Below are 22,066 nucleotides of genomic sequence, written 5' to 3'. Positions count from 1 at the left end.
AGATTTTTTGACCGCTAATAAAGTGATACTATACCCAATCGCCCAAGCTTTGAGCTTGGATACAGCCCAGAAAATTCAAGATGACAGAGTGTAACACTAATAAGATTAGAATCACCTAATTGGAAAGTTTTCACAACTTTGTCATTAGCCTTTTTTAGACAGATAATAATCTTGTCAAAAAAGAGTCATTAATAGATAAAAAGACAATCTAGGATAGCCCCAGATGACGGAAAAAAAGAAGCGCGGATTACTTTCGTGGCTAGGTTTTGGTGACGAAGAACAAAGCCCAAAACCAAAAACTGAAGAAACAGTAACAGAAGAAGCAGTGGAAGCGCCTTCTGAAGAGCAGCAAACCGAAGAGTTTGCTGAGCAAGCTCAACAAACTCAAGAGCTTGAACAAGAGCCAGAAAAAGCTGAGGCTGCCCCAGTAGAAGCAGAAGCAGAAGAGCCACAAGTACCGGTTGCGCCTCGTATTCAAGAGCAAGAAAAGCCGACAGAAAGCTTCTTCGCTCGCCTTAAACGCAGCCTTAGCCGTACGAAAGCGAACATCGGTGCTGGTTTCTTTGGTCTGTTCAGCGGTAAAAAAATCGATGACGACCTATTTGAAGAGCTAGAAGAGCAACTGCTCATTGCCGATGTGGGCATGGACACCACCACAAAAATCATCAACAACCTGACAGAAAAAGCCTCTCGTGGTGATCTGAAAGATGGCGAAGCTCTTTATGGTCTGCTGAAAGAAGAAATGGCGGAGATTCTATCTAAAGTAGAACAGCCTCTAGAGATCGACAGCAGCAAAACACCTTATGTCATCTTGATGGTTGGTGTGAATGGTGTGGGTAAAACCACCACCATCGGTAAACTTGCGAAGCAGTTCCAAAGCCAAGGCAAGAAAGTGATGTTAGCGGCTGGCGATACTTTCCGAGCGGCTGCAGTTGAGCAGCTACAAGTGTGGGGCGAGCGTAACAATGTTCCTGTGATCGCGCAGCATACTGGCGCAGACAGCGCATCGGTTATCTACGATGCGATTGAAGCGGCAAAAGCGCGTGGCGTCGATGTGGTTATTGCCGATACGGCGGGTCGTCTACAAAACAAAGCCAACCTAATGGAAGAGCTACGCAAGATTGTGCGTGTGATGAAGAAAATTGATGATTCTGCACCACATGAAATCATGCTGACGCTGGATGCAGGTACTGGCCAAAATGCGATTAGCCAAGCGAAACTTTTCAGTGATGTAGCTCCTCTAACCGGGATTACATTGACTAAGCTGGATGGTACAGCGAAGGGCGGCGTTATTTTCGCTATCGCTGATCAGTTTAGTATTCCAATTCGCTACATTGGTGTAGGCGAAGGCATTGAAGACTTGCGTCCTTTTGAAACTCAAGAGTTTATCGACGCTTTGTTTAGCCGTGAAGAGTAATTGAAGTTAGAGGAAATCAACGGTGATCAAATTTCAACAAGTGAGTAAAGCTTACCGAGGTGGTCGACAAGCACTACAGAAAGTCGATTTTCACCTGAGGCGCGGAGAAATGGCGTTTTTAGGCGGGCACTCCGGCGCCGGTAAAAGTACCTTGTTGAAATTGATATGTGCGATAGAGCGTCCGACCGATGGCAAAATCCATTTCAATGGTCACGACATCACGCGCATTCCAAGCAAAGACATTCCATTTTTGCGCCGCAATATAGGGATTGTCTTTCAAGACCACCGTCTATTAATGGATCGCAGTGTGTACGACAACGTCGCACTGCCGATGCGTATTGAATCGATTTCCGAAACTGAAATTAAGCGTCGCGTTTCTGCGGCGTTAGACAAAACGGGCTTACTCGATAAAGCCCGTTGTTTGCCGAGCCAGCTCTCTGGTGGTGAACAACAACGCGTTGGTATTGCCCGTGCAGTGGTAAACCGACCAACGTTATTAGTGGCAGATGAGCCAACGGGTAACCTTGACCCAGAATTATCCAACCGTGTGTTGCGTTTATTCGAAGAATTTAACCGTGCGGGCGTGACCATCCTACTTGCCACGCACGATGTTGGGTTAGTAAACACTCGCCCACAATATCGTCATTTTGAATTGAACCAAGGCTTCCTAAGTGAGGTAGAAGACTATGGCAGGTAACAAGCACTCCCAAAAAAAAGGGAAAGGCCGCAGTGCCAAGCGTGCAAATACCGATGGTTTTTTCTCTGTTCATGCAAAACAAGCAAAATCCTCTTTTAGCGCCTTATGGCAACGACCACTAGGCAACATTCTGACTCTAGCGGTGATCTCCATGGCACTTGCCATGCCAGCTTGTTTGTATCTATTGGGCAAAAACGTGGCAGGCGCTGCCGAAGATGTGGCATCTCCCTCGCAAGTTAGTGCTTACTTAGTGGAAGGCATGCCGGATGCGCGTGTGATGGTTCTCAAAGATCAAATTGAAACTTGGCCTCTTGTAAAAGAAGTGGAATATATTTCTCCACAGCAAGGTTTGGCCGATTTAAGCCAGTACGCGGGTTTTGACCAAGCACTGAGCTTGCTAAGCGGTTATGCATTACCAGGCGTGTTGGTGATTACGCCAGAATCTGATATCAAAACAGACATTCAAGCCCTAGCAAAAGAAGTAGGTCAACAACAAGATGTGACCGATGTTAGGCTAGATGAAGACTGGCTTGCGCGCTTAAATGCCATCAAAACACTAGCAGGCATTATTGTCGTGACTCTGACAATCCTGATGTTGGGTGCGGTATTTTTAATCGTTGGTAACACATTACGTTTTAATGTACTGGCGAATAAAGAAGAGATTCAAACCATGAAGCTTATCGGTGCGACCGACGGCTTCATTTTGCGTCCGTACCTATACACAGGCATGTGGTTTGGTGTATTAGGTGCTGTCATTGCATGGTTTGTCACGGCGTTAGTGACCATTGTGATGAACAGCGCTGTAGAAGATCTTGCCGCGTTGTACGACAGCCAATTCCGTTTGATTGGCCTAAGTTGGGATGAATCTTTGCTGCTGATTATCACCGGTAGCCTTTTAGGTTGTATTGCCGCGCGCATTTCAGCGCAGCGTCACTTAAAAGAAATTGAACCAGTTTAAGTGATGAAGGTCTTATACTTGGAATTTATTAGCACAAGCTAATTTTTACCTCTTGTTTAGACCAATTGTTTATGGATAATTGCTCGCCCTTCTTGAAACTTGTTCATTTTGAGTTCAAGATATCGAAGCTAAATTGCAATGTAATGCTCCAGATCAGAGATTGATGAGGAATTGAATGACAAAAGAAGCGTATCCGATGGCTCTAGTCACGCAAGATAGCCTTGATAGCTATATTCGATCTGTAAACAGCTACCCAATGCTGACAGCAGACGAAGAGCGTGAACTGGCAGAACGATTACACTACAAAGGTGAGATTGAGGCTGCGAAAGGCCTGATCCTGTCACACCTAAGATTCGTTGTTCACGTTGCTCGAGGTTACTCAGGCTACGGTTTGCCAATGGCAGATCTAGTGCAAGAGGGCAATATCGGTCTAATGAAAGCCGTTAAACGTTTTAACCCAGAAGTGGGCGTACGTTTGGTGTCTTTTGCTGTTCACTGGATCAAAGCAGAGATCCATGAGTACGTACTACGTAACTGGCGTATCGTTAAAATTGCAACAACTAAGGCGCAGCGTAAATTGTTCTTCAATCTACGCAAATCGAAAAAACGCTTAGGTTGGTTTAACAATGGCGAAGTCGAAACCGTAGCTCGTGAGTTGGGCGTAGAACCTTCCGAAGTTCGTGAAATGGAATCACGTCTTGCGGCGGTTGATTCAACGTTTGATATGCCAACTGACGATGATGACAGTGCGACTAGTTCATACACTGCACCGATGCTGTACCTAGAAGACAAATCGTCGGACGTGGCTGACAACATCGAAGCTGCAAACTGGGAAATGCACACCAACAATCGTCTTGGTCACGCACTAGCAAGCCTAGATGAGCGTAGCCAACGCATTGTGCGCTCTCGTTGGTTAGACGATGAGAAAGCAACATTGCAAGACTTGGCTGATGAGTTTGGCGTTTCTGCAGAGCGTATTCGTCAGTTAGAAAAGAATGCGATGAAGAAGCTGAAACTGGCCGTTGGTGAGTTCTAACTTCAGCCTCTAATATAAAGTAAGATTTTCATAGAAAGCCGAGATCATGTGATCTCGGCTTTTTTATTTTCGATCGAAAATAGGTAGCGTTTGCGATCTAAATTTTCTGTGCTACCTGTGCATAACTCTGTGAAGTAATTATTTATCAACTGTTCGAAACCCAGACAAAATAAGGGTGATAGCGGTTTTATCGCTTGGGGATAGTTATAAATATACACACAGCTAGATCAGGATCATCACTACATCTTGTGGATCAAAAGATCCAAATATACTTTATCAACGCAATTCACAGCTTTATCCACAAATGGTTGGAATGTGTACAATTTTAAAAGCCCTGATTATCCTTGTGTCTAAGTTTACCACTGGATAGGTTACAATGGCGGCAGTATACCCAAATGACTTTCTCCGACTTAATACACCGAGCGACAGAGTGTTTAGCTCGGGTGCCAAGGTTATTTGGGTATATTCATAACGACAAAATGAGAAAGTAAATGGACCAGTTTCAGCATATCGATGTACAAGGTGCACAGGCTTTGCTTGAGCAGGGCGAGGCAAAGCTTGTAGATATTCGTGATCCTCAATCGTTTGCCGTCGCACATGCTGAGTCGGCTTATCATCTAACCAACGATACGATTGTGGCGTTTATGGAAGATGTAGAGTTTGAACAACCGATCCTCGTGATGTGTTATCACGGAATTAGCAGCCAAGGCGCAGCACAATATTTAGTTAACCAAGGCTTCGAACAGGTGTACAGTGTAGACGGTGGCTTTGAAGCCTGGCAGCGAGCACAACTACCGATAGTGAGAAGTTAATGAAGAGATTGGTAACGTTAAATAATCCACGAATGGCGCAAGCCTTTATCGATTATATGGCCTCTCGTCAGATAGATATTGAGATGATGCCCGAAGGTGAAGGACAATTTGCACTTTGGCTTACGGACAGCCAGCATGAAGTTGAGGCAGAAGCCGAACTGAAGCAATTTTTGGCGAATCCATCCGCTAGCAAATACAGCGCCGCTTCCTGGGACGTTGCCGATACTCGTAAGAGCCAATTTCATTACGCTAGCCCAAGCATCATGGGAATGATCAAAGCCAAAGCCGGTCCAGTGACCTTATTGATCATGACCGTATGTGCCGTGATTTATGGTTTGCAGATGTTAGGCTTTGGAAATGGGGTATTTGCTCTGTTGCACTTTCCCGCGTTTGAAGGCCAGCAATGGCAATTATGGCGTTGGGTGAGTCATGCATTGCTGCATTTCTCGGTAACACACATCATCTTTAACTTGTTGTGGTGGTGGCAACTTGGTGGCGATATTGAACGTCGCCTTGGTTCTGGTAAGTTACTGCAAATCTTTGTGGTGTCTGCGGCACTCTCTGGTGCTGGTCAGTTCTATGTTGAAGGTGCAAACTTCGGTGGGTTATCTGGTGTTGTGTACGCGCTACTCGGTTATTTGTGGGTTTTGGGTTACCGCTTACCTCATTTAGGTTTAACGCTGCCGAAATCCATCATCGGTTTTATGTTGGTGTGGCTGGTACTTGGTTTTGTGCAACCGTTTATGGCCATTGCCAATACGGCTCACTTAGCTGGCTTGTTGGCCGGGATGGCGATTGCGCTGTTCGACTCGGGCAAGCAGAAATACCAACAACAAGCGTGATAGCAAAAACAAAAAAAGACCGCTCGAAAGCGGTCTTTTTGTATCTAAAGCAGCGTTATTTACTGATAGAGGTATTTGGTAAACAGCAAATCAGCAATGACGGTTTTTCCGGTCTCTGGCAGTAAGGTTTCGTTTAGCTCTTTCACCAACGTTTTGCGTAGGTCTTCTCGGCCAGCAAGCGACTTGATCGTATCTTCGGTTTGTTTGCCTAGGAGTTCGATGACTGCATCGCGAATCAAGGGTTGATGGTGCTCAACAATCGCTAGGTCTTGTTGGCTCATCACCATGATGTCGATACGCACTTGTACATAGCCTAATTTTTTACCTTTGGTGTAAAAGTTAGTGGTTAAATCTGGCTCTAGGGTGAAGTACGCTAATTTTGGTCCAGTCTCTTCCGTTTCAGCCCAACTTGGTGCGGAGATCAGGATTGTTAACGCAAAAATAATTTGGGCTACATAACGTTTGTACATATTTCTAACTTTTCTTTCTCTGGATCGCGATATTCGAATCGCTTCAGTCTTGATACAATAGACCGTCTATAACAAATAACGGAACTTACGGTTTCAATAAGACGGTAAGTTGTTGCTTTATTGTACGCATAAAGCCTCCAATTGAATACTAGTATGAATCAGCCAACATCACTCTATCTTGCTTCTTTATTGGAAGTAGAGTGGCAAAAGCCCGAAGAATTTGAATTTCCAAACGAATTTGCCAAGCATTGGCTGGAAGAACAAGGGTCTTTGTCACGTCGTTTAAAGCAGCACTGTCAGGAATTGACAGTAGAACTGCTGCAAAATCATATCGTCACAGCGAAGACACTGAAATCGGATGAAAGTCAGTTACTGTCTGAGCAAGATTGCCTCCTAAGAGAGGTCGTCCTGTGTGGAGACGACTGCCCTTGGGTTGTTGGTCGTACTTTGATCCCACGTACTACGTTGGTCGATCAGCAATACGACTTAGCGCAGCAAGGCGATATCCCACTAGGGCTCACCGTCTTTAGCGCCGATAATGTCGAGCGCGACTCGCTACAAATGGGTTGGGTTCACTTGCCTCAAGGTCGTTTTCTCGCACGACGCTCAAGGTTGTGGATGAATCACAAACCTATGTTAGTCGCTGAGTTATTCTTATCGAATTCACCTATTTACGCCAAGGAGAGAGTGTAAATGTCCGCAGAAAAAGCCAAAGCATATTGGCAGCTGATGCGAATGGATCGCCCAATTGGTTCACTATTGTTGTTGTGGCCAACGGTTTGGGCTCTGGTCATTGCAGCCCAAGGCATACCGAGTTGGGATGTGCTCATTGTATTTGTGTTGGGTGTATTTTTAATGCGTAGCGCAGGCTGCGTCATTAACGATTTTGCAGACCGTAAAGTCGATGGTCATGTGAAGCGTACTAAACAGCGTCCATTGCCTTCGGGTAAGGTCACGGCGAAAGAGGCGATTGGCTTATTTTTGGTGTTGGCCGTGAGCTCATTCTTACTTGTGTTGACCATGAACCCCTTAACGATTCAGCTCTCTTTTGCGGGCCTTGTCTTAGCCTTTATCTACCCTTTTATGAAACGTTACACGCATATCCCGCAGCTGTTTTTGGGATTAGCGTTTAGCTGGGCGATTCCTATGGCATGGGCGGCACAAACCGGTGAGCTACCAGTGATGGTTTGGTTTGTGTTTGTGATTAATGCATTGTGGACGATTGCCTACGACACTCAGTATGCAATGGTGGATCGCGATGACGATTTAAAAATCGGTATCAAATCGACAGCGATTCTGTTCGGTCGCCACGACAAGTTAATTATTGGAGTGTTACAGTTAGTGACGTTGGCGATGTTGGTGGGGCTAGGGCAGTTTTATCAATTAGGCCAAAGTTACTACTGGACGGTTCTGATTGCCGCATCATTGTTTGTTTATCAGCAGCATTTGATCCGCCACCGCGAGCGCGATTTGTGTTTCAGAGCTTTCCTTAACAACAACTACGTTGGCATGGTGATAGCGATAGGTTTATTAGTCGCGTTCTGGTAATCAATCCGAAGATCAAAAAAGGCATCCAATTGGATGCCTTTTGTTTTTTTGTGTTTGTTATGCCTGAAGTTGGTGGATACTTTCTTCGATGGTCAACTTCACTTCTGGGTACAGCAGCGTAAACAGTAGCTTGGCAAATTTCTGCGTTTTCTTCTTATCGCAGTTACCGTCGCTATCGAGGTACTCTTGCTGTTTGAGCGTATTGAACATGGCGGTAAACACACCTTTGTCGAAGAACTCCGGCGCGTTGATACCGTGCAGGCGACCTAAACGTTGCGCGATGTCTTGGCTCTTCTGTTCCAGATCTGATTTACCCAATTCAGGGTACGCAACCAATAGGTTCATGGCGATTGAGTAACGCTGCAGCGTCTCAGTAATCGTGCGACCAAGTAGAACCAGCGGTTGGTTGTTTGATTGGTTGATTTCCAATTTGTTGCCATCAAGACAGATCATTTTCTGCTCGGCAAACTCATTCAACGTTTTCACCACAAGGTCGTTTAAATCTTCTTCTTGGTAGCTTAGGAACAGCTCTTTCTTCAAGAATGGGTAGATTTGCGCAACGTTCTCTTGGATTTTCTCCACGGTGAGATTGCGCTGACGAATAATCATCTGGGCAATCAACGATGGCAGCGCAAACAAGTGAATGATGTTGTTGCGATAGTAAGTCATCAGAATCGATTGACTACGATCCAGAGAAATGATGTCGCCCATACTGTCTGTTTCAATCACAAACTTATCTAACGAGATAGCGTGATCAACCAACTCTTCAGCACTTTCTGTTGGGATGGTTGAAGTGCTTGAGTATGGGTTGTTTTTCAGTAGCTTCAAGTAGCACTCAATCTGATTGATCAGAGAATCACGAGACAGTGCACGTTGACGAGAAGCCAACAATGCTGTTGCACAAAGCGTTAAGGCGTTTGCCGCTGCCGCATCGTTAATATGCGTCATCATCTTGTTCGCTAGCTCATTGACCACAGGATTCATCCATTGTGGTTTGCTACCGCCCATGCTATCGATGTCTTTTGTCCACTCTGGCGCGTGCTCGTTAAGGTATTGGTTGAGCTGAATAGGCTCACCGAAGTTCACGTAGCCCAAACCAAAGTTACGCAGTTTACGTAGAGTGCGCAGAACAAGACCTGCGTTCTCTTTCTCTTTACGTTTACCGCGCAGTTCTTTGGCGTAAGTGCCTACTTCCATTACGTGCTCGTAACCGATGTAAACCGGTACCAGCGTTACGGGGCGGTTTAGACCACGCAGCATCGCTTGAATCGTCATGGCCAACATACCCGTTTTCGCTTGCAGTAAACGACCGGTACGTGAGCGACCACCTTCGCTGAAGTACTCTACCGAGTAGCCTTTTGCAAACAGCTCGGCTAGATACTCGCGGAAAATCGTGGAGTACAGTTTGTTGCCTTTAAAGCTACGACGAATAAAGAACGCACCACCACGACGGAAAATCGGACCCGCAGGGAAGAAGTTCAGGTTGATACCCGCAGCAATGTGCGGTGGCACCATACCTTCATGGTACAGAACGTAAGACAGCAGTAGGTAGTCCATGTGACTACGGTGACACGGCACGTACACGATCTCATGGCCATCTTGCGCCAAGCGACGCACTGTCGAAGCGTTGTTGATGTGCAGGCCTTGATACAGTTTGGTCCACAGCCAGCTCAGGATGCGATCGCCGTTTTTCACCAGACCGTATGAGAAGTCGGCTGCGATTTCATCCATGATGTCATGGGCTTCTTTGCGCGCTTTCTCAATCGAAATGTCTTTGCTTTTTGCCTCGTCTTCAATCGCTTGTTCAATTGCAGGTGACTTTAACAGGCGAGCAAACAGCACTTGGCGTTGCGGTAGGTTTGGACCTGATGCCGCCAATTTTTGACGAGAAAAGTGGATACGTGCCACGCGCGCTAATTTATGCGCAATAGCACTGTCTGTACCGTGAGAGTCCGCCATATAACGCAGTGAAACCACCGGGCTAAAGCGCACCAAACAGTCACGACCTGCTGCCATTACCGCTTTCGCTTTTTGTGGCCCATTCATTGGTTGCAGGTACGGGCGATGGCTCTCTTCTTTACCTGGTTTGCGTCCCCAAAGTACGGTCGCCGGGATCATCTGCACATCAAGCTCGCTATCAAGTTTGTGCAGTTCCAGCAGCTCAGTAAATAGAGAAACAGAATCTGTCGGGATGTCGTTGTCATTACCCATCACGGTTGGACGTGAGGCAATAAAGACGAAACGATTAAGCGTTTTGCCATTGATTTCCAGCGGACTGAGCGGGTCTGGTAGCCCAAGGCTCATGGCTTGTTTTTGCAGTGTCAGCAAATCCACGTTCGAACGGAACGGCAAGGCATACACAATCGGCTTAGTTAGGTCGATGTTGAGATCGTCAATCGGATTCGATGGGATTGTGGTGCCCTTTACCATTACCGATAAAGGTAGTTTTAGTAATGAACGTGAAAATGATTGTCCAGAAGACATAAAGTTCACAGCCTCAATAGGTATTCAAACAGGCCCAACCTTAGTTCTGTGTCCGCGTGGCTCAACTTCTTGGCAAAGAAATGAGTACGGCAATAGAAATAAGCCTAGGCAATAAATTTTAAGCGCAGCAAGGATACCAGAAACTGGTCAAACCTTTTAATTTTATTGAGTGGAAATTAGTCGAACTCCTAAGTTGTTGCTTTACTTTGATTAACTTTAGACACGGTGTTTTAAACGCGCTTTGCGCCACAGTTTGTGGGCAAGTTCAGAAAGCGAAGCAAATAAATTAAAAAACAACCAATTGGGTTTCCATTTGACCATTTACTGGATATACTCACAGTTAACTGTATAAAAAGACAGGTGAGACATGAAGCCGTTAACGCCACGCCAACAACAAGTCTTCGATTTGATTAAAAGCAAAATCGATGACACCGGAATGCCACCAACTCGTGCAGAGATTGCGCGTGAGCTTGGCTTCCGCTCTGCGAATGCCGCAGAGGAACACCTAAAAGCGCTTGCTCGTAAGCAAGCCATTGAAATTATTCCGGGCGCATCGCGTGGGATCCGAATCCTGCTTGAAGATGCGGCCAATGACGAACAGGGCTTGCCTCTGATTGGTCAAGTCGCTGCGGGTGAGCCGATTCTGGCTCAAGAGCACGTAGAAGCGCACTACCAAGTTGACCCTGCGATGTTCAAGCCGCAAGCGGATTTCTTACTTCGCGTAAATGGCGAAAGTATGAAAGACATCGGTATTATGGACGGTGATTTGCTTGCTGTGCACAAAACACAAGATGTTCGCGATGGTCAGGTTGTCGTTGCTCGTGTTGATGACGATGTGACCGTCAAGCGCTTGGAACGTAAAGGTTCAACCGTTTTACTGCATGCAGAGAATGAAGAGTTCGCACCGATTCAAGTGGACTTAACGTCTCAGCATCTGACTATTGAAGGCTTAGCCGTTGGTATTATTCGCAATACCGATTGGATGTAAGTTTATCGCAACAGCCCAGCTTCGCTGGGCTGTTGCCTATTTGTCTTAGCACTTTTTTCTCATCCGCTTTGATTTCCTGCTCGCAGTTTATTTCTCATATTCTTGTCGGCTCTCTCTGTGCTTGATAATGTAATTGATATTCATTATCATCTTTTCCAGTGTCCACTCTTTCTCACTGGCGCAGGAAATGCCCATGTCTAAGTCAAAACATCAAGTTCCTAATCATCTATTGAAGCCTTTGCTATTACGCAGCCGTGAAAGCATGGTCGACAATGGTTTGGTGTATGACCCCATTGCAGCGAAAGCTTGTCTAAGCTGCAAGATGGCACCTGATTGTTTAAGTGGTGATGTCGCGCAAAAGCAGTTGCTACACGTGACGTTGACTCAACTGTGCGACCAACAGGTAACGCAGTTTTTGCAGCAAAATCCGGACGCTTGGATCATCAATGTTGGAGCTGGACTCGATACCCGTTTTTACCGTTTGGATAACGGCCGCTGTCACTGGATTGAATTGGATGTTACGGAGAATCTAGTTTGGCGTCAGCGTCTATTCCATAAAAACGAACGCTACGAACATCGCAGTGGGAGTGTGGAAGATATGTCGTGGCTCGAATCTCTGACCATTCCAGATAAATCACCCGTATTGATTCTGTGCGAAATGGCATTGTTGGATTGCTCTGAGCGACATGTTGCGCGGTTTATTCAAAACTTAGGTCGCCATTTTATCTCAGCTGAGGTTTGTATGGTACTCGCTGGAGACTTAACAGAAAGCAAGTGGGGGCAAAAGCTTGGTTCGGATTGCTATGCCCATGGATTTGAGGCACCGGCGGAACAAGTTCTGAGATGGTTGCCGTGGGCACAATGGGTGAAAGCGTTCTCGCCATTCGACCGATTCTGTTCACGATGGAAAGCTTGGCAACGCTGGCTCAATAAAATTCCAATGCTAAAGCACCGTCTCACGCCAGTGCTTGTTCACATCAAGTGGTAATTGGCTAGTCATTAAGCACTCAGGTACACTCGTCGATCTAAACAACGAGGTGCCTGTGACAAACTCTATTTTCTCTCCTTTATCGAATCCTCAAGTACATCGTCAAGTCTTAGCTTTAGCTATACCTATGGTGCTGTCGAATATTACTGTTCCATTGCTCGGTTTGGTCGATGCTGCGGTGATTGGTCATCTAGACCACGCTTGGTATTTGGGCGGTGTTGCGTTGGGCAGTACCATGATCAGCGTGACGTTCTGGCTGCTCGGCTTCTTACGCATGTCGACGACTGGCCTAGCGGCGCAGTCTTACGGTGGTGAAGACAAAAAACAGCTCGCCTTGGTGTTCATGCAGGGCTCATTCATGGCTTTGCTGTTTGCTTTGGTTTTCTTAATAGCCCATAACCCACTTGCTGATCTGATTTTTGGCTGGAGTGATGCCAGTGCCGAAGTGAAGCACTACGGCATGCAATATTTCTCTATCCGTGTGTGGAGTGCCCCCGCAGCTCTAATGAACTTTGTGTTGTTGGGCTGGCTGCTCGGCACGCAAAACTCCAAAGCGCCTATGTGGATGGTGATCATCACCAATGTCACCAACATCGCTCTCGATTTGTTATTTGTGATGGGCTTAGGTTGGAAAGTTGAAGGTGCTGCGCTTGCATCCGTGATTGCTGATTACTCAGGCATGGCGTTTGGTTTGGTCTGCGTGTGGAAGACATGGCAAGCACGTCAGTTGCCGTCACCCAAGCAATTACTTGCTGACACTCAGCATGGGCTAGGGCGATTTGTGAAACTCAATCGCGATATCTTTCTTCGTTCATTATGTTTGCAAGCTGCGTTTAGCTTTATGACGTTTCAGGGCGCGAGCTTTGGTGATGATGTTGTCGCGGCAAACGCTGTGTTGATGAGCTTCTTGATGATGATTTCCTACGGCATGGATGGTTTTGCCTACGCGATGGAAGCGATGGTGGGGAAAGCGATTGGCGCGAAAGACCGAGCTCAGCTTAGTGATTCTCTGAGCGGGACATTCTTTTGGAGTCTGATCATCTGCTTAGGGCTTACTGCGGTATTTGGCTTAGCGGGATCGAATTTGATCGCCATGATCACTTCTATTGCGATTGTGCAGCAGCAAGCAGCGATCTATCTACCTTGGCTGGTGGTGATGCCGTTGACATCTATGTGGTGTTTCTTATTCGATGGCATTTTTGTTGGTGCCACCAAAGGTAAAGATATGCGGAACAGTATGTTCGTGGCGACTTGCTGTTTCTTCGTAATCTTCTTTTTGTTCTCTGGCTGGCAAAACCATGCACTGTGGTTTGCGATGACCAGCTTTATGGCAATGCGAGGGATTGGTCTTGGAGTAATATTCTTCTATCAATGGCGTAAAGGAACGTTCCTCGCGTAAATAAAAACAGCAGGTCGAAAACCTGCTGTTTTTGCATTTGGATCATGGCAACCCAAATACTCATTTAACCTCATTATCTCAGCATTGTATGGCTACTAGAACAATCGGTTCAGCCCATTTAATGCCGCTACACGATAGGCTTCAGCCATGGTCGGGTAGTTGAAAGTAGTATTCACGAAATATTCAATCGTATTGGCTTGGCCTTTTTGTTCCATGATGGCTTGACCAATGTGGATGATTTCCGCTGCACGTTCACCAAAGCAGTGAATGCCGAGAATTTCCTTGGTTTCACGATGGAACAAAATTTTCAAACTGCCGACATCTTTGCCTGCAATTTGCGCACGGGCCAGATGCTTGAAAGAAGAGCGGCCAACTTCATAAGGCACTTTCGCTGCCGTCAGTTCTTGTTCTGTTTTACCAACAGAGCTGATTTCTGGAATGGTGTAGATGCCTGTTGGAATGTCTTCAATCAGATAGTTTTCAGCCTGACCTTTGGTGATCGCTTGTGCGACAAAGCGTCCTTGGTCGTAGGCTGCGCTCGCAAGACTAGGGTAACCAATCACATCACCCACTGCGTAAATGTGCTCAACCGCCGTTTGGTAGTTGCGGTTCACTTTAAGCTGGCCGCGAGAATCCGATTCTAGACCGACGACATCCAAACTGAGTTTGTCGGTGTTACCGGTTCTGCCGTTCGCATACAGCAAACAATCGGCGCGCATTTTCTTGCCTGACTGCAGGTGAATAATGACGCCATCTTCTGTGCCTTCGATTTTCTCGTAGGTTTCGTCGTTACGAATGACAACGCCGCTATTCCAGAAGTGGTAAGACAGCGCATCAGACACTTCGTTATCCAAGAATTCCAACAAACGATCTCGGGTATTGATCAGGTCGGTTTTCACACCAAGTCCGCGGAAGATAGAGGCGTACTCACAACCGATAACGCCTGCACCATAAATGATGATATGACGAGGGTCGTGTTTCAGGCTCAGGATAGAGTCACTGTCGTAGATTCGTTCATGCAAGAAGTCGACATCGCTTGGTCGGTAAGGACGAGAGCCCGTCGCGATGACAAATTTATCGGCCGAGTAGGTTTCTTCCGTACCGTCATTTTGCATTACCGCGATAGAGTGCGTATCAATAAAACGTGCAGTACCGAACAGCAGCGTGCAGTCATTGCGGTCGTAAAACCCCTGACGAAGGCGAGTCTGTTTATCGATGACCGTTTTCGCATGGCCTAAAATGTCAGAAAATGTTGCATGAAGGCTGGTGTTGTTTCTGCAAAATAGCGGGTTGCTATTGAATTCGATGATACGGCTTACTGCATGGCGCAGCGCTTTCGATGGAATGGTTCCCCAGTGCGTACAGCCGCCGCCCACACTGCTTTCTTTCTCGACGATGGCAACATTCAGTCCCGCTTTGGTTAACCCCATTGCAGCCCCTTCTCCGCCAGGGCCACTACCAATTACGATCACGTCATAGTGATTAACATGCGCCATGATGCCTTCCTTGTTATATTTGCTTAACATTGCTTTAGCGCGATTTTAACTCATTTGCTCTATACGTACACGTAATGGCTGCGAGAGAGTGGAAGTGATCACGCAGAATCGAACAAAAGGATGAATTGGTATGTTGTATGTCTATAAATTGACTCGAGAACATTGCAATTAGATGCATGCCAATAGTAACGTTCTCGCCGCTTACCTCAGGTGAGGCAACATATCTTTCTCCGTAGGGGGGAATTGCGTTATATTGAAGCTCTTGTACCCTACAGAAAAGAGCAAGTTAAGAATGAAATCGATGGGAATCCGCGCGCAACAAAAAGAGAAGACACGTCGATCACTGATCGATGCGGCATTTAGTCAATTAAGTGCGGATCGCAGCTTTTCCAGTCTCAGCTTGCGAGAAGTTGCCCGAGAGGCAGGAATTGCACCCACTTCTTTTTATCGTCACTTCAAAGACATGGATGAGCTAGGCTTAACAATGGTTGATGAAGGCGGTTTACTATTACGTCAACTGATGCGTCAGGCACGTCAACGTATTGTCAAAGAAGGCAGTGTGATTCGAACTTCGGTTGAAACCTTTATGGAATTCATTGAAAGTAGCCCTAACGTATTCCGCTTATTATTGCGTGAGCGCTCTGGCACTTCTTCTGAATTTCGTACTGCCGTCGCTCGAGAAATCCAGCATTTTGCGGCAGAATTAACCGAGTATTTAATGAGCACCGGTATGACCAGAGAAGAGGCGTATACTCAAGCAGAGGCGTCGGTGACTTTGGTCTTTAGTTCGGGTGCTGAAGCTTTAGATTTAGATCGACGTGAGCGCGATGAACTCGCCGAGCGATTGATCATGCAATTGCGAATGATAGCCAAAGGGGCTTATTGGTATCGCAAAGAACGTGAACGTAACCGATTAAAAGGCGGGATAGAATAATGTCGAATGGAAATAAATCTGAAAAGAAAACGCTGATTTTGGCACTGGTTGCAGGTATGTGTGGTGATGCTTTATTGTCATGGTTGACCATGAGTGAAGTGTCTTTCTCAATCTTCCCATTGATTGCACTCGTACTGGCTGTACAAGCTCTTTACCAAGAGTACTTAAACAACCCGGTATCGGAAGATATTCCGTTAGTGGGCTTAGCGTGTTTCTTTGTTGGTGCCTTTGGTCACTCTGCGTTTATCAAAGCGCAATACCCAGAAGCAGGCTCAAATTTCTTCGCAATCATGGTGTCGATGATCCTATTGGCATGGATTGGTAAAAAGCTGGGTTTCATGGAAAAGAAAACTTCTGCTGAATAATTGAAAAAATTCCGACAAAAAAGCGAGCTATTAAGCTCGCTTTTTTTATGTCTTTCGCTGGTGGCTTACGCTTTACGTTCTAGTAAAACGCCCGCTTCCATGTGGTGGGTGTAAGGGAATTGGTCGAACAGAGCAAAGCGCGTCACATTGTGAGTTTCGCTTAGAATGTCCAAGTTCTCTTTTAGTGTTTCTGGATTACAAGAGATGTACATGATGCGCTCGTAGCCCTGCACCATTTTGCACGTATCCACATCCATACCTGCACGTGGTGGATCGACAAAAATCGTGTTGCAGTTGTAGCTCTTCAGGTCGACACCATTGTCTTTTAAACGACGGAATTCGCGCTTACCTTCCATTGCTTCTGTAAATTCTTCTGCCGACATACGGATGATTTGTACGTTGTCGATCTTGTTCGCTGCAATGTTGTATTGTGCTGATTCTACCGAAGGCTTAGCAAGCTCAGTAGCAAGTACACGGTCGAAGTTTTGCGCTAATGCTAACGAGAAGTTGCCGTTACCACAGTAAAGCTCTAGTAGGTCGCCAGTGCTCTCTTGAGTACAGTCAACCGCCCATTCCAACATCTTCTCTGCGACTTTGCCATTCGGTTGGGTGAAGCTGTTTTCAACTTGCTGATAGATGTAGCTTTGGCCATTTACGTCCAGTTTTTCGATCACGTAGTCACGGTCTAGGATAATTTTCATCTTACGTGCGCGGCCAATGATGTTGAGGTTGAAACCTTCGTCATTGAGGCGCTGTTTCAGCGCTTTCGCGTTTTCAATCCATTCCTCATCTAATTGACGATGGTAAAGCAGAGAAACCAGAATCTCACCGCTTAGCGTCGATAGAAAATCGACTTGGAATAGTTTACGGCGTAGGGATTCGTTGTCTTTCATCGCTTCAACCAATAGCGGCATCAAATCGTTGATCAGACGGCTGGCTGCTGGGAATTGGTCTACGCGGTATTTCTCACGAGTCTCTTGGTTGAACATGATGTAGTACAGGTCTTCACCTTCATGCCAAACACGGAACTCAGCACGCATACGGTAATGCTGCTCTGGTGATTCAAACACTTCCAGTTCTGGCACGTTGTATGGCGCGAACATATCAGTGAGACGTTCGACTTTTTCAGCCAGTTGTTCTTGGTAGCGTTGTGGATTTACATCAAGAGTAGCCATGATCTTACCTTTTATGGTGCATTCAATTTAAGAGCGCAGATTTTATTCAATCTCAACAGTATGTCCAGTTTTGTACGGGAATTGATTTAAAGATAGTGCGTACAGGTTGAGGAGAAAGCAAAATTAATCAAAACGTTACAATTTCTATGGGCAATATTGGCTGGACAAATAATCAATAGCTGAATAATATTTGCCTCAAGCTGGTGTCATCTAGCAATCTAGATGGCTGAAATGGGAATCTGGTGAAAATCCAGAACTGACGCGCAGCGGTAAAAGAGAACGAACGCTCATCACGACACTGCATTAGTTTATGTGGGAAGTCGAGCAACTAGGTGGTGTAAACCTCGCTCTTCAGTCCGAATACCTGCCAGCAACTGAGCCACAGCATTGGACTGCCTAAGGAGGCAGGGCTCGGAAGGAATTACGCGATTTAGGACAATACAATGAGAAAATCCGCACTGGCGATCACTTTGGCATCGCTGCTTTCACCTGTCTCTTATCTACAGGCCCAAGAAACCTCCACTGACGAAACCATCGTTGTTACGGCAAACCGTTTTGAGCAAGCCGAAAGCCGTACGTTGGCAGATGTCGAAGTAGTTACTCGACAAGACATCGATCGCATTCAAGCGAAAACCCTACCAGATGTATTGCGTCGTCTTACAGGGATTCAAGTTTCACAAAATGGTGGTCGTGGTCAGTTAGCGTCTTTATTTGTTCGTGGAACCAGTTCCGACCAAGTTTTAGTACTGGTTGATGGCGTACGTTTTGCACGAGCAGCGAAGGGCGCTGTGGACTTTAACCAAATCCCACTTACTTACGTTCAACGTATTGAGTACGTGCGTGGTGCGCGTGCGTCACTTTATGGCTCAGAAGCGATTGGTGGCGTGATCAATATCATCACCATTGCGCGTGCTGACGAAGAAGGAACGAAGTTAAGTGCGGGTTTAGGTAGTTTAGATTATCAAGAATTGAGTGTGGCATCTGGTATTAAAGTCACAGAGAGCGGCCAGCTAAATATCGCGCTTGGTAGTGAAAGTGATGATGGTTATAACGTTCGTCCTGTACCGGGAGTTAATGACGGCGATCGCCATGGCTTTGATACAAAGAATGGTCTGCTAGGTTACGTGCATAACTTCAATGACCAGTGGTCTGCATTTGGTAACCTACGTGCTTACGAAAATGTTTATCAATATGACAGCAGCTACGGCAGTCGCGGTTACTACGAAGCAGAAAAAGACGATCTTTCTGTCACTCTGGGCGGTAAGTATCAGTCTGATAATGTGATGTCAGAACTACAAGTAACAGCACAGAAACAGAAGTCTTGGAACTATGAGCAAGCAAAAGGCAAACACTCAGGTACTGAAGATGAACTTGAGCAGCAAAATGTCCAGTGGACCAACAGTTACTTGCTAAACAACAATACGACGTTGGCTGGTGGTATTGATTGGCGCAACGAGTCTTATAATGACAAGAGTGCGAATAAAACGTTTGATCGTACCAATGGCGCTCTGTTTGGTATGGCAACCACCAGTATTGATAAAGCAATGCTCGAGGGCAGTGCTCGCCTTGATGATAACGAAGAATACGGTAGTGAGTTCACTTACAGTTTAGCGGCTGGTTACCAGTTTGTACCAGAGTTTGGGGTTAAAGCCTCTTTTGGTACTGCGTTTAAGGCTCCAAACCTATATCAACAGTATGACCCAACATACGGTGAGAAAGATCTGAAGCCGGAAGAGTCAGATGCTTGGGAGTTAGCATTCAGCGGTGATGTCCAAGGCGTTTTTTGGTCCGTAACGGGTTATGACTATAAAATCACGAATCTTATCGATTACCATCCAACCACATACAAATATTTGAATGTCGATGGTGAAACACATATCCAAGGTGTGGAGCTTGTTGCTGAGTTTGATACAGGGATTGTGCAGCACCAGTTGAGTGCAGATTACAAAGATGCTGAAGACGATAAAGGGCATCAGTTGCAGCGCCGCGCTAAAGAAATGTATAAGTGGAATGCTTTAGTGAGCTTCGATAAAGTGGATTGGTCGGTTAGCTATCAGTACGTCGGTAAGCGTCCAGATGTGGATTACAGCACTTGGCCTTCACAAGATATTACGCTTTCTTCTTACTCGTTGGTTGATACGGCGGTGACTTACTATCCGAATGAGTCGACCTCTATTAGCGCTCGTATCGATAATCTACTTGATGAAGAGTATGAGATGGCAAAAGGTTACCCTGCTGCAGAGCGAGCGTACTATCTCAACGTTGGCTACGGATTCTAATCGTGAATGAGCACAAACCGCCTTCGGGCGGTTTTTAATATTTTGTGGTGGAAAATCGAATGAAGAAACCCAAGCGAGTGGTGATCAGTTGGTCCAGCGGTAAAGATTCGACATTAACGCTTGAGCGCCTTAACGAGAATCCAAATTATCAAGTTGTCGGTTTGTACACGACTTACGTAGGGAAAGAAGTCCCTTTTCAAGCAACTCCGCTTGAGGTTGTACAAATGCAAGCAGACTTACTTGCGCTTCCGCTCATTACTATCGAACTGCCTGAAGTCTTTCCGAGTAACGACATTTATCAATCAACCATCGTTAATGCATTACAAAGTAGTGGGCTGAACGTAGAAGCTGTCGCTTTTGGCGATATGTTCTGCAATGGTATTGCCGATTATCGTCGTAGCTACATTGAGCCAGCAGGATGGGAATGTGTCTTTCCTCTCTTAGGGGAGAATAGTTTGAGCTTAGCGATGGAAGTCATAGAGCGTGGTATTCAAGCTATGTTGATCACCATAGACGGAAGTGTTCTCTCTCCAGAATGGTGTGGTCGTTGGTATGACCAAGTATTAATCGAGTCATTACCACGTCATATTGATCCATGTGGAGAAAATGGTGAGTTCCACACATTGGTGACATCAACCCCATCATTTCAAGGACATATAGAACTGACTAAGCTTGAAGTAGAAATAGGGGAGCGATTTAGCCATCAAAGATACCGCGCCAAAGCATTGCCAAAACAAATCTAACCAGTATGATCGCCGAGTCTCTATTCATCAGGTAAGACTCGTGCGAGCATCAAGTAAGAAAAAAGTTCTAGTGTTTGATTCCGGTGTCGGCGGACTGTCAGTTTTCCAAGAAATTCACCAACTCCTTCCACACTTAGACTACTTCTATCTGTTCGATAACGAAGCTTATCCTTACGGCGAACTCGATCAGAATGTGCTTATCTCGCGCGTCAATCAGCTGGTTTCCGCATTGGTGGCAGAGCATCACATCGATATCGTCGTCATTGCGTGCAATACTGCCAGTACAATCGTGCTGCCGTCATTGCGTGGCAACTTATCAGTGCCAGTTGTTGGCGTCGTGCCTGCCATCAAACCGGCTTCCTTACTTGCGACTCAGGGAGTAGGGTTAATCGCAACGCCTGCGACCGTCACTCGTCAATACACTCATGAGCTGATCCGCGATTTTGCGCAAGGTAAGCCAGTTGAACTGCTAGGTTCGACGCGTTTGGTTGATATGGCAGAAGAAAAGCTACGTGGTGATAGTGTTCCTTTGGATGAACTGAAAAGTATCTTATCGCCGCTATGCAATAAAGTAGACGTCGCTGTACTTGGTTGTACACACTTCCCACTAATCAAAAGCGAAATTCAGCAAGTGCTGGGTAGCAACGTCGTTTTGATTGATTCTGGGGAGGCGATAGCGCGCCGGGTTAAAGCATTACTGTCTTGTGGTGAGCTTGAAGAGAAAGAAGAAGGGATAAAACGAATCTTTGCCAGTGCACCTCCTTGGCAAGAAGATGCACTGAACATTTGTCTGGCGAAATTAGGATTTAATCCAGTTCAGATTTATCGCCATCTGGGTGTTTCGGATCGTTAGCAATACGAACTTTAAGTGTTCGCTCCATGTATTCCCTTTCATTTAACTTCGCGATAGCCGGTTCTGCATCAGCAGCGGCCATAACGACAAAACCAAACCCTCTTCTTTTACCTGTGCGTTTATCTTTCATTAAGCGCACAGCAAATACCTGCCCATACTCTGCAAATAAATCACGAACGTGACTCTCATTTGCTTTGTAAGGAAGGTTACCGACATACAGCGTTTTAGTTGAAGGATCAGATTCCGTTGGTTGCATAGATGGTGTTTGGCTAGAAAATGAAAATAGAAAAGCAGTAGCGGCAACACCGATAAGAAAGCTCAAAGCTGGTGGAATAGCGAATTGAGAGAATAGTACTCCCCCAATGACGGCCAGCCCGGCACATAGGATCAGATTTTTTTTAGACGTCATTTTGATTACTACATATAGATAATAAAGAGATCGATTGTCTATTTAACAGAATAGACACATGAATCTTACGTATATGGTTGGTGTTTTTCCAACCAATTGCTGTGATATGTCTCAAATGTGACGAAGAAATATGCAAATTTCGGCGTTTTGATGGATTAATGAACGGTTGAAAG

General features: G+C 45.9%; 21 protein-coding genes and 1 riboswitch. Of the genes, 16 read left to right on the top strand and 5 right to left on the bottom strand.

The features are described from left to right. Positions 1-223 precede the first annotated feature (223 nt). From ftsY to glpG, 6 genes are all read left to right on the top strand, one after another. Complete coding sequence (gene ftsY, locus ACF8CV_RS10815; protein ID WP_138937899.1) at positions 224-1,417, top strand: signal recognition particle-docking protein FtsY; 1,194 nt, start codon at positions 224-226, stop codon at positions 1,415-1,417. Positions 1,418-1,439: 22 nt separating this feature from the next. Continuing rightward, complete coding sequence (ftsE, locus tag ACF8CV_RS10810; RefSeq protein ID WP_005481953.1) at positions 1,440-2,114, top strand: cell division ATP-binding protein FtsE; 675 nt, start codon at positions 1,440-1,442, stop codon at positions 2,112-2,114. After that, positions 2,104-3,072 (top strand): permease-like cell division protein FtsX, encoded by a 969-nt coding sequence (ftsX, locus tag ACF8CV_RS10805; protein ID WP_005481956.1) that lies wholly within the window; start codon positions 2,104-2,106, stop codon positions 3,070-3,072. The genes ftsE and ftsX overlap by 11 nt, the downstream gene beginning before the upstream one ends. Before the next feature lie 175 nt (positions 3,073-3,247). Next, on the top strand, positions 3,248-4,108 hold the full coding sequence (gene rpoH, locus ACF8CV_RS10800; RefSeq protein WP_005490420.1) for an RNA polymerase sigma factor RpoH: 861 nt from the start codon (positions 3,248-3,250) through the stop codon (positions 4,106-4,108). Between the two features lie 491 nt (positions 4,109-4,599). Continuing rightward, positions 4,600-4,920: a thiosulfate sulfurtransferase GlpE gene (gene glpE, locus ACF8CV_RS10795; RefSeq protein ID WP_005460380.1), complete on the top strand. Its 321-nt coding sequence runs from the start codon at positions 4,600-4,602 to the stop codon at positions 4,918-4,920. Then, on the top strand, positions 4,920-5,762 hold the full coding sequence (glpG, locus tag ACF8CV_RS10790) for a rhomboid family intramembrane serine protease GlpG (RefSeq protein ID WP_005496414.1): 843 nt from the start codon (positions 4,920-4,922) through the stop codon (positions 5,760-5,762). Before glpE ends, glpG begins: the two co-directional genes overlap by 1 nt. A 59-nt stretch (positions 5,763-5,821) precedes the next feature. On the opposite strand, the gene ACF8CV_RS10785 is transcribed toward glpG, so the two are convergent. Beyond that, positions 5,822-6,232, bottom strand: coding sequence for a flagellar basal body-associated protein FliL (locus ACF8CV_RS10785; RefSeq protein ID WP_015297469.1), 411 nt, complete (start codon positions 6,230-6,232; stop codon positions 5,822-5,824). 153 nt (positions 6,233-6,385) lie between these two features. Here ACF8CV_RS10785 and ACF8CV_RS10780 point away from each other — a divergent pair, with 153 nt between their 5' ends. Both ACF8CV_RS10780 and ubiA read left to right on the top strand, forming a co-directional pair. Next, a complete protein-coding gene (locus ACF8CV_RS10780) occupies positions 6,386-6,925 on the top strand; it encodes a chorismate lyase (RefSeq protein ID WP_005460374.1) in 540 nt (179 codons plus the stop codon). After that, on the top strand, positions 6,926-7,780 hold the full coding sequence (ubiA, locus tag ACF8CV_RS10775) for a 4-hydroxybenzoate octaprenyltransferase (protein WP_005460372.1): 855 nt from the start codon (positions 6,926-6,928) through the stop codon (positions 7,778-7,780). A 57-nt stretch (positions 7,781-7,837) separates the two neighbouring features. Here the strand turns inward: ubiA and plsB are convergent, their stop codons facing one another. Beyond that, complete coding sequence (gene plsB, locus ACF8CV_RS10770) at positions 7,838-10,264, bottom strand: glycerol-3-phosphate 1-O-acyltransferase PlsB (protein WP_005460370.1); 2,427 nt, start codon at positions 10,262-10,264, stop codon at positions 7,838-7,840. Positions 10,265-10,631: 367 nt separating this feature from the next. Between plsB and lexA the strand changes: the two genes are divergently transcribed. The 3 genes from lexA to dinF all read left to right on the top strand — a co-directional run bounded on the left by lexA (position 10,632) and on the right by dinF (position 13,639). Further along, positions 10,632-11,252, top strand: a complete 621-nt coding sequence (gene lexA, locus ACF8CV_RS10765; RefSeq protein WP_005480871.1) for a transcriptional repressor LexA — start codon at positions 10,632-10,634, stop codon at positions 11,250-11,252. Positions 11,253-11,445: 193 nt separating this feature from the next. Continuing rightward, positions 11,446-12,240 carry a class I SAM-dependent methyltransferase gene (locus tag ACF8CV_RS10760; protein ID WP_021454316.1) on the top strand — a complete coding sequence of 265 codons (795 nt, stop codon included), beginning with the start codon at positions 11,446-11,448 and terminating at the stop codon, positions 12,238-12,240. Positions 12,241-12,295: 55 nt separating this feature from the next. Next, positions 12,296-13,639, top strand: coding sequence for an MATE family efflux transporter DinF (gene dinF / locus ACF8CV_RS10755; protein WP_171055909.1), 1,344 nt, complete (start codon positions 12,296-12,298; stop codon positions 13,637-13,639). A 95-nt stretch (positions 13,640-13,734) separates the two neighbouring features. On the opposite strand, the gene sthA is transcribed toward dinF, so the two are convergent. Further along, the gene (sthA, locus tag ACF8CV_RS10750; protein WP_072829052.1) at positions 13,735-15,165 is read right to left on the bottom strand and encodes a Si-specific NAD(P)(+) transhydrogenase; all 1,431 of its coding nucleotides are present in this window, start codon (positions 15,163-15,165) and stop codon (positions 13,735-13,737) included. Between the two features lie 262 nt (positions 15,166-15,427). On the opposite strand from sthA, the gene fabR reads away from it, so the two are divergent. Beyond that, complete coding sequence (fabR, locus tag ACF8CV_RS10745) at positions 15,428-16,069, top strand: HTH-type transcriptional repressor FabR (protein ID WP_005480868.1); 642 nt, start codon at positions 15,428-15,430, stop codon at positions 16,067-16,069. After that, the gene (locus tag ACF8CV_RS10740) at positions 16,069-16,434 is read left to right on the top strand and encodes a YijD family membrane protein (protein ID WP_005460363.1); all 366 of its coding nucleotides are present in this window, start codon (positions 16,069-16,071) and stop codon (positions 16,432-16,434) included. Before fabR ends, ACF8CV_RS10740 begins: the two co-directional genes overlap by 1 nt. A 65-nt stretch (positions 16,435-16,499) precedes the next feature. Here ACF8CV_RS10740 and trmA read toward each other — a convergent pair whose 3' ends face one another. Beyond that, positions 16,500-17,609, bottom strand: a complete 1,110-nt coding sequence (trmA, locus tag ACF8CV_RS10735) for a tRNA (uridine(54)-C5)-methyltransferase TrmA (RefSeq protein WP_005480873.1) — start codon at positions 17,607-17,609, stop codon at positions 16,500-16,502. A gap of 184 nt (positions 17,610-17,793) precedes the next feature. Next, positions 17,794-17,996: riboswitch (cobalamin riboswitch) on the top strand. 56 nt (positions 17,997-18,052) lie between these two features. Here trmA and btuB point away from each other — a divergent pair. Genes btuB through murI form a run of 3 tightly spaced genes read left to right on the top strand, consistent with a single transcriptional unit; the run spans position 18,053 to position 21,484 of the window. Beyond that, positions 18,053-19,888 (top strand): TonB-dependent vitamin B12 receptor, encoded by a 1,836-nt coding sequence (gene btuB, locus ACF8CV_RS10730; protein ID WP_138938000.1) that lies wholly within the window; start codon positions 18,053-18,055, stop codon positions 19,886-19,888. 59 nt (positions 19,889-19,947) lie between these two features. Beyond that, positions 19,948-20,631 (top strand): ATPase, encoded by a 684-nt coding sequence (locus ACF8CV_RS10725; protein ID WP_023583995.1) that lies wholly within the window; start codon positions 19,948-19,950, stop codon positions 20,629-20,631. Positions 20,632-20,671: 40 nt separating this feature from the next. After that, positions 20,672-21,484, top strand: coding sequence for a glutamate racemase (gene murI, locus ACF8CV_RS10720; protein WP_138937999.1), 813 nt, complete (start codon positions 20,672-20,674; stop codon positions 21,482-21,484). On the opposite strand, the gene ACF8CV_RS10715 is transcribed toward murI, so the two are convergent. After that, entirely contained in the window at positions 21,438-21,893 is a 456-nt protein-coding gene (locus tag ACF8CV_RS10715; RefSeq protein WP_023583996.1) for an RNA-binding protein, read from the bottom strand. The genes murI and ACF8CV_RS10715 overlap by 47 nt on opposite strands. Positions 21,894-22,066: the final 173 nt, after the last annotated feature.

The sequence above is a fragment of the Vibrio sp. zbq_1 genome, from assembly GCF_043102935.1.
Classification (GTDB): Bacteria; Pseudomonadota; Gammaproteobacteria; order Enterobacterales; family Vibrionaceae; genus Vibrio; species Vibrio parahaemolyticus.
Note: the sequence above shows the minus strand (reverse complement) of the source record. Positions and strands in the feature narration are given on the sequence as shown.

Excerpts from the sequence above, each read along its gene's own strand:
- ftsY (WP_138937899.1), top strand. The coding sequence starts at position 224 with ATGACGGAAAAAAAGAAGCGCGGATTACTTTCGTGGCTAGGTTTTGGT.
- ftsX (WP_005481956.1), top strand. The coding sequence starts at position 2,104 with ATGGCAGGTAACAAGCACTCCCAAAAAAAAGGGAAAGGCCGCAGTGCC.
- rpoH (WP_005490420.1), top strand. The coding sequence starts at position 3,248 with ATGACAAAAGAAGCGTATCCGATGGCTCTAGTCACGCAAGATAGCCTT.
- glpE (WP_005460380.1), top strand. The coding sequence starts at position 4,600 with ATGGACCAGTTTCAGCATATCGATGTACAAGGTGCACAGGCTTTGCTT.
- glpG (WP_005496414.1), top strand. The coding sequence starts at position 4,920 with ATGAAGAGATTGGTAACGTTAAATAATCCACGAATGGCGCAAGCCTTT.
- ACF8CV_RS10785 (WP_015297469.1), bottom strand. The coding sequence starts at position 6,232 with ATGTACAAACGTTATGTAGCCCAAATTATTTTTGCGTTAACAATCCTG.
- ACF8CV_RS10780 (WP_005460374.1), top strand. The coding sequence starts at position 6,386 with ATGAATCAGCCAACATCACTCTATCTTGCTTCTTTATTGGAAGTAGAG.
- ubiA (WP_005460372.1), top strand. The coding sequence starts at position 6,926 with ATGTCCGCAGAAAAAGCCAAAGCATATTGGCAGCTGATGCGAATGGAT.
- plsB (WP_005460370.1), bottom strand. The coding sequence starts at position 10,264 with ATGTCTTCTGGACAATCATTTTCACGTTCATTACTAAAACTACCTTTA.
- lexA (WP_005480871.1), top strand. The coding sequence starts at position 10,632 with ATGAAGCCGTTAACGCCACGCCAACAACAAGTCTTCGATTTGATTAAA.
- ACF8CV_RS10760 (WP_021454316.1), top strand. The coding sequence starts at position 11,446 with ATGTCTAAGTCAAAACATCAAGTTCCTAATCATCTATTGAAGCCTTTG.
- sthA (WP_072829052.1), bottom strand. The coding sequence starts at position 15,165 with ATGTTAAGCAAATATAACAAGGAAGGCATCATGGCGCATGTTAATCAC.
- fabR (WP_005480868.1), top strand. The coding sequence starts at position 15,428 with ATGAAATCGATGGGAATCCGCGCGCAACAAAAAGAGAAGACACGTCGA.
- ACF8CV_RS10740 (WP_005460363.1), top strand. The coding sequence starts at position 16,069 with ATGTCGAATGGAAATAAATCTGAAAAGAAAACGCTGATTTTGGCACTG.
- trmA (WP_005480873.1), bottom strand. The coding sequence starts at position 17,609 with ATGGCTACTCTTGATGTAAATCCACAACGCTACCAAGAACAACTGGCT.
- btuB (WP_138938000.1), top strand. The coding sequence starts at position 18,053 with ATGAGAAAATCCGCACTGGCGATCACTTTGGCATCGCTGCTTTCACCT.
- ACF8CV_RS10725 (WP_023583995.1), top strand. The coding sequence starts at position 19,948 with ATGAAGAAACCCAAGCGAGTGGTGATCAGTTGGTCCAGCGGTAAAGAT.
- ACF8CV_RS10715 (WP_023583996.1), bottom strand. The coding sequence starts at position 21,893 with ATGACGTCTAAAAAAAATCTGATCCTATGTGCCGGGCTGGCCGTCATT.